General features: G+C 72.7%; 4 protein-coding genes and 2 pseudogenes. 3 read left to right on the top strand and 3 right to left on the bottom strand.

All coding sequences use genetic code 11. The features are described from left to right. Positions 1-310 (top strand): annotated as a pseudogene (locus ACRDSK_RS31010) (hypothetical protein); the annotation flags it as partial. Then, entirely contained in the window at positions 310-1,239 is a 930-nt protein-coding gene (locus ACRDSK_RS31005; protein WP_431444946.1) for an EamA family transporter, read from the top strand. The pseudogene ACRDSK_RS31010 and the gene ACRDSK_RS31005, both read left to right, overlap by 1 nt. On the opposite strand, the gene ACRDSK_RS31000 is transcribed toward ACRDSK_RS31005, so the two are convergent. Further along, the gene (locus ACRDSK_RS31000) at positions 1,226-1,804 is read right to left on the bottom strand and encodes a TetR/AcrR family transcriptional regulator (RefSeq protein WP_431444947.1); all 579 of its coding nucleotides are present in this window, start codon (positions 1,802-1,804) and stop codon (positions 1,226-1,228) included. The two genes, ACRDSK_RS31005 and ACRDSK_RS31000, sit on opposite strands and share 14 nt — an antisense overlap. A gap of 161 nt (positions 1,805-1,965) precedes the next feature. Between ACRDSK_RS31000 and ACRDSK_RS30995 the strand changes: the two genes are divergently transcribed. After that, positions 1,966-4,143 (top strand): MMPL family transporter, encoded by a 2,178-nt coding sequence (locus ACRDSK_RS30995; protein ID WP_431444945.1) that lies wholly within the window; start codon positions 1,966-1,968, stop codon positions 4,141-4,143. On the opposite strand, the gene ACRDSK_RS30990 is transcribed toward ACRDSK_RS30995, so the two are convergent. Then, positions 4,140-5,255, bottom strand: a complete 1,116-nt coding sequence (locus ACRDSK_RS30990) for a glycoside hydrolase family 3 N-terminal domain-containing protein (protein WP_431444944.1) — start codon at positions 5,253-5,255, stop codon at positions 4,140-4,142. The two genes, ACRDSK_RS30995 and ACRDSK_RS30990, sit on opposite strands and share 4 nt — an antisense overlap. 151 nt (positions 5,256-5,406) lie before the next feature. Further along, positions 5,407-5,700, bottom strand: a pseudogene (locus tag ACRDSK_RS30985) (EmrB/QacA family drug resistance transporter); the annotation flags it as partial. Positions 5,701-5,822: the final 122 nt, after the last annotated feature.

The following is a 5,822-nucleotide window of genomic DNA, read 5'->3' as shown; positions in this document are numbered from 1 at the left end:
CCTGACGGCGGCGGGTGCGCGGTCGGCCGCCCGACTGCTGGCCGCGAGGGCCGCGCCGCTGGCGGAGGTGCTGTCGGACCTGGACGCCTCGCAGCGCGCCACGCTGGCCGGTCTGCTGGAGCCCGTGCTGGCGCGGCTCTACAGCCGTACGGGCAGCTCGGAGCTGGTGTGCCGGCTCTGCGACCGCGCCTCCTGCACGACCGATGCGGTCTGCCCGGTGGGCGAAGCCGCCCGCCGAGCCGCTCAGCGAGACGCCGATCGCTCGACCACCGGTGCGGCCGGCGGTCGAGGCGAGGAAGCCGGGCGCTGATGGGTGTGCTGCTGGCGCTCGGCTCGGCCGCGTTGTACGGCGTCGCCGACTTCGCGGGTGGGCTGCTGTCCCGACGTGCTGGGTTCGCGGTGGTAGCGCTGCTCGGGCAGGCGGGCGGGCTGGTGTTGATGGCGACCGTCGCGCCGGTGTTGCCCGGGGAGCCGACCGGCGCTGGGCTGTTGTGGGGCGGGTTGTCAGGCGTGGGCACCGGGCTCGGGATGGTGTTCCTCTACCGCGGGCTCAGTCGGGGCGCCATGAGCGTTGTCGTGCCGGTGAGCGCTGTCGGCGGGCTGGCCATCCCGGTGCTGGTCGGCATCGCGCTGCTCGGGGACCGCCCGACGGTGCTCGCGGTGACCGGCATGGTGCTGGCCGTCCCGGCGCTGTGGCTGGTCTCCCACCGCGGCCGCACCGAGTCGGCCGGCTCGCTCGACGCGCTGCTCGCCAGCCTCGGCATCGCCCTGCAGTACCTGGCACTCGCTCAGGCTTCGCCCGACGCCGGGCTCTGGCCCGTACTTGCCGGCCGCGTCACCGCCACCCTCGCGGTACTACCCATCGCCTGGCGCTCCGTCGCGCGCACCCGAGCCGCCGAACGCGACCCGACAAGCACCGCCAGCCGCAACGCGACGAGCACTGCCGGGCGCGGTCATGCCAGCACCAGGCGACACGGCTCGGTGATCACCGCGAGGCGCGTAGGGCCGGGAACGATTCTCGGCGCGGTGGCCGTCGGGGGCTGCGCGACCCTTGCCCTCGTCGCCTATCTCCTGGCCACCCGGGAACAGCTGCTCTCCATCGCCGTCGTGTTGTCCTCGCTCTACCCGGCCATCCCCGTGTTGCTCGGGCTCACCGTCCTGCGCGAGCGGCTCAACCGCGCTCAGCTCACCGGCCTCGTAGCCGCCGGCGTGGCGATCGCCCTGCTCACCCTCGGGTGACGCGGCGCGGGCGACCCAGCACCCGGCGGCCCACCTCGAGCAGGTGCGCCCTCAGCTCCTCGTCCGGTACGGCGGCCAGGGCCGGCGAGCCACCGGCCAGCGCGATGCCGGCCAGCGCCACATGCGCGGCGACCGCCGCCGCGGGGTCCTCCCCCGGGCCGACCAACAGCTCGGTCAGGCACTCCTTGACGTTCTCCTCGTCGTGCAGCGTGCGCTCCAGCGCCCGCGCCACGCCGGGATCGGTCGAGAACACCGCCGCCAGGGCACGGTGCTGGATCGCCAGGTCCACCACGCCGGCCAGCACGTGGTCGACCTGCGCCCCGCGCCGGCGCAGCGCGGTCGCCTCGTGGACGACCGTCCGCAGCTGGCGCAGCGCGGGCTCGGCCACCGCCTCGGTGATCTCGTCCTTCGTCTTGAAGTGGTAGTACACCGCGGCCTTCGTAACCCCCAGGGCGTCCGCGATCATCTGCAGCGAGGTGCCCTCGACGCCGTGCCGGGTGAACAACTCCAGCGCCGTCTCCAGCAGCCGGGTCCGGGTGTCCGGCGCGGCAGGGCGGGCCGCCATGGCCGTCATCGCGTCCTCCTTCAGTACACCGACCTTACTTGCCGATCGACTAGTCCGACAACTTGCCGTGCGGCTAGTCACACACTTGCCGATCGGCTTGGCATCTCCTAGCCGTTCGGCTAGCTTCGGCGATGGGAGCTCATCTACGAAGGAGTCAATCGGTGGCGACATTCCTCTACCGCCTCGGCCGTGCGTCCTTCCGCCGCCGGTGGCTGGTCGCCGGTGTGTGGACGGTCCTGCTCGTCCTGTTCGGCGCCGGGGCGGCCAGCCTGTCCGGCCAGCTCAGCAACGCTTTCACCATCCCGGGCACGGAGTCGCAGCGCGCGATCGACCACCTGGAGAAGTCCTTCCCCGAGGCCGGCGTCGGGGGCGCCACGGCCAGGGTCGCGCTCGCCGCGCCCGAGGGGCACACGTTCCAGGAGCCCGCCAACCAGCAGGCCGTCCAGCAGGTCGTCGCGAACCTGCGGGACGCGCCCGAGGTCGCGCGGGTGACCGACCCGTTCCAGGTCAGGTCCGTCTCGCCGGACGGCACGGTCGCGCTCATCCAGGTCGGCTACGACCAGCAGGCCTCCGAGCTCACCGACGCCGACCGCGAGGCGCTCGTCGAGGCCACCGAGGGCACCGCGCTCACCGCCGAGGTCGGCGGCGACGCCACCCGCGCCGCCCCGGAGACCGGCGCCACCGAGATCCTCGGCGTCGCGGTCGCCGCAGTCGTCCTCGTGATCACGTTCGGCTCGCTGCTCACCGCCGGCCTCCCGTTGATCACCGCGCTCGTCGGCGTCGGCATCGGCATCGCGGGCATCATCGCCGCCTCCGGGTTCATGGAGCTCGGCTCGAACACCCCGGTGCTCGCGCTGATGATCGGCCTCGCGGTGGGCATCGACTACGCCCTGTTCATCGTCTCCCGCTACCGACACGAGCTCGCCGAGGGCGAGCCGCCGGAGCGGGCCGCCGGCCGGGCGGTCGGCACCGCCGGCTCCGCCGTCGTGTTCGCCGGGCTGACCGTGATCGTCGCGCTGGCCGGGCTCACCGTGGTCGGCATCCCGTTCCTCGCCGAGATGGGTATCGCCGCGTCGGTCACCGTCGCCGTCGCCGTGCTGATCGCGACCACACTGCTGCCCGCGGTCCTCGGGTTCGCCGGCGACCGGGTGCGCGCCGGGCGGCTCCCGGGGCTGCGCGGCGGTCCGCGACCGGGCCGGACCAGCATGGGCGAGCGCTGGGCCCGGTTCGTGGCGCGCCGGCGGTTGCCGGTGCTGCTGGCCGCCGTCGCCGCGCTCGCGGTCCTCGCCGTGCCGGCCGCGAGCATGCAGCTGGACCTGCCGGGCGATGCCACCTCGGCGCCGGAGTCCAGCCAGCACAAGGCCTACGAGCTGGTGAGCGAAGGCTTCGGCCCGGGCGCCAACGGTCCGCTGACCGTCGTGGTCGACACCAGCGCGAGCGACGACCCGCGGGAGGCGGTTCAGCTTGCCGCGCAACGGATCGGCGATCTCGACGGTGTCGCCGCGCTCGCGCCGCCGCAGCAGAACCGGGCCGGCGACACGACGCTGCTGACCGTCATCCCGACGACCGGGCCGAGCGACGCCGCCACCGAGGACCTCGTCGCCGACCTCCGTGCGACGGCCGGCACGCTGCACGACCGCACCGGCGCGGAGGTCTCGGTGACCGGCCAGACCGCCGCGAACATCGACGTCTCCGACAAGCTCGCCGACGCCATGCTCCCCTACCTGGCACTGATCGTCGGGCTCGCGTTCCTGTTGCTGATGCTCGTGTTCCGCTCGGTGGTCGTGCCGCTCAAGGCGACGATCGGCTTCCTCGCCTCGGTCGCGGCGACGTTCGGCGCCGTGGTGGCGGTGTTCCAGTGGGGCTGGCTCGCCGACGCACTCGGCGTCGAGGCCACCGGCCCGATCATGAGCCTGTTGCCCGTCCTGCTCATCGGCGTCCTCTTCGGACTCGCGATGGACTACCAGGTGTTCCTGGTGACCCGGATGCGTGAGGAACACGTGCACGGCACGCCGGCCGGCGAGGCGGTGGTCAGCGGCTTCCGGCACGGCGCCCGCGTGGTGGTGGCCGCGGCGCTGATCATGACCAGCGTGTTCGCCGGGTTCATCTTCGCCGAGGACACGCTGATCCAGTCGATCGGCTTCGCGCTCGCGTTCGGCGTCGCGGTCGACGCGTTCCTGGTGCGGATGACGATCGTGCCGGCCCTGATGTCGATGCTCGGCGGCCGCGCGTGGTGGTTGCCGAAGTGGCTGGACCGGTTGCTGCCCAACGTGGACGTGGAGGGCGAGCGGCTCGTCGAGCCGCCGGCCGAGGACCGCCGGACCCCGGTGTCCGTCTAGGAGAGTCCGGCGCGCAGGTCGTGGATCCTGGCCAGCGCCTCGCCGAAGGCCCCGCTGTCGAGGGTGCCGTCGGCGAGTGCGTTGGCCAGGGCCGTGACCGCCTGGTCGCCCTGGCCGACGTCCCGCGCGGACGCCAGGATCAGGTCCGTCCCGGCGTGCGCGGCCAGCACCGCGCGGTTGCCGGTCGAGCCGAAGTCCCGCAGCGCACCGGCCTCGATCGCGTCCGACACGGTGACGCCCGTGAACCCGTTGCGGGACCGCAGCTCCTGCTGAACGACCACAGCGGACAGTCCGGCGGGACGGGCGGAGTCCAGCGCCGGGTACACCGCCCAGGACAGCATCACGAGCTTCGCCCCCGCCGAGATCGACGACCGGTAGGGCGCCTCGTGCACGTTGCGCAAAGTGGACAGTGGGACGTTCAGCGTCACCGGCCGGGTGTCGGTGTTCTGGTCCGCGTTCGCCGTGCCGAGACCCGGGAAGTGCTTGACGGTTGCGGCGACGCCCTCGGCCTGCTGTGCGCGGACGTAGTTCGCCCCGAGTGTCCCGACGGCCGCGGGGTCCTGGCCGAACGAGCGCTCGAACTGGTCCATCAGGTCGCCGGGCGCGTGGAAGACGTCGAGCACCGGGGCCAGGTTCACGTTCATGTCCACGCCGGCGAGGTTCTCCCCCGCGCCCCGGCCCGCCGTCGTGGCCGCCGCGGCGGGGTTCGCGGACTGGCCGACGTCCTTGTGCGACAACGCGGGCTCGCCGGGCAGCCGGCGGATCTGGCCGCCCTCCTGGTCGGTCATCAGCAGCAGCGGCTCACGCACCGGGCTCTGCGCGGCGGCGGCCCGCAGCTGCGCCACCACACCGGAGATCTGCGCCAGGCTCGAGACGTTCTCGCCGAAGAAGATCACGCCCGCGGCCTCGCCGGCGCGGATCCGGTCGAACAGGCTCTGCGGCGGCGTGAGGCCCGGGTAGGAGTAGATGACCCGCTGGCCCGCCGCCTGCTGCGCGTGGGCCGCCAGCCCGGCGTCGTCCGGGCCGACCGCGCCGGCCTCGTGGCTCACCACCAGCCCGCTCGCGACGAGCACCACCGCCGCCGACCACCGGGACAACCGACCACGTCGCATGAGCCCGACCTCCCCAGACGCTGAGTGGGTCAACTCTAACTCAGAGTATCCAGAGATCGTAAGTTTCTAACGAATCACAGCCGCGGCTCGTAGGCCCGGGACTCCGCCGCGCTCACGACATCCACCTACCCCACGATCGGGTCCGAGACCGCTGCATGGTCATGCCGACACCGACACCGACCAGCACCATCGCGGCGGCCGCGAAGACCAGCGGGGTGTCGTGGTCGATCATGCCCAGTCCGAGGAAGCCGATCACCAGCGCGACCGCGCCGGCCACGAAGTAGGGCTTGATCACGCCGCTTCGGCTGATCATCCGGCCGGAGACCGTGGACGCCACCAGCACGCCGGCCATCATCGGGATCGTGAGCAGCCCGGCCTCGGTCGGCGAGTAGCCGCGCCCGATCTGGAAGTACTGGCCGAGGAACACCGCGCCGCCGAACTGATCTTGCCCCCGTTTCACGGGCACGAAGGTTGGCAGACATAGGGTTCGACGATCTTGTGAAGGAGATCGTTGGTCGTGCCGAAGCCCTACCCGCCGGAGTTCCGGCGACGTGCTCTGGATCTGTT

It is taken from the genome of Actinophytocola sp. (genome assembly GCF_050699915.1).
In the GTDB taxonomy this organism is placed as follows: Bacteria; Actinomycetota; Actinomycetes; order Mycobacteriales; family Pseudonocardiaceae; genus Actinophytocola.
This window is presented reverse-complemented; position numbering and strand designations above follow the sequence as displayed.

Coding starts and splice junctions, on each gene's coding strand:
- ACRDSK_RS31005 (WP_431444946.1), top strand. CDS start 310: ATGGGTGTGCTGCTGGCGCTCGGCTCGGCCGCGTTGTACGGCGTCGCC.
- ACRDSK_RS31000 (WP_431444947.1), bottom strand. CDS start 1,804: ATGGCGGCCCGCCCTGCCGCGCCGGACACCCGGACCCGGCTGCTGGAG.
- ACRDSK_RS30990 (WP_431444944.1), bottom strand. CDS start 5,255: ATGCGACGTGGTCGGTTGTCCCGGTGGTCGGCGGCGGTGGTGCTCGTC.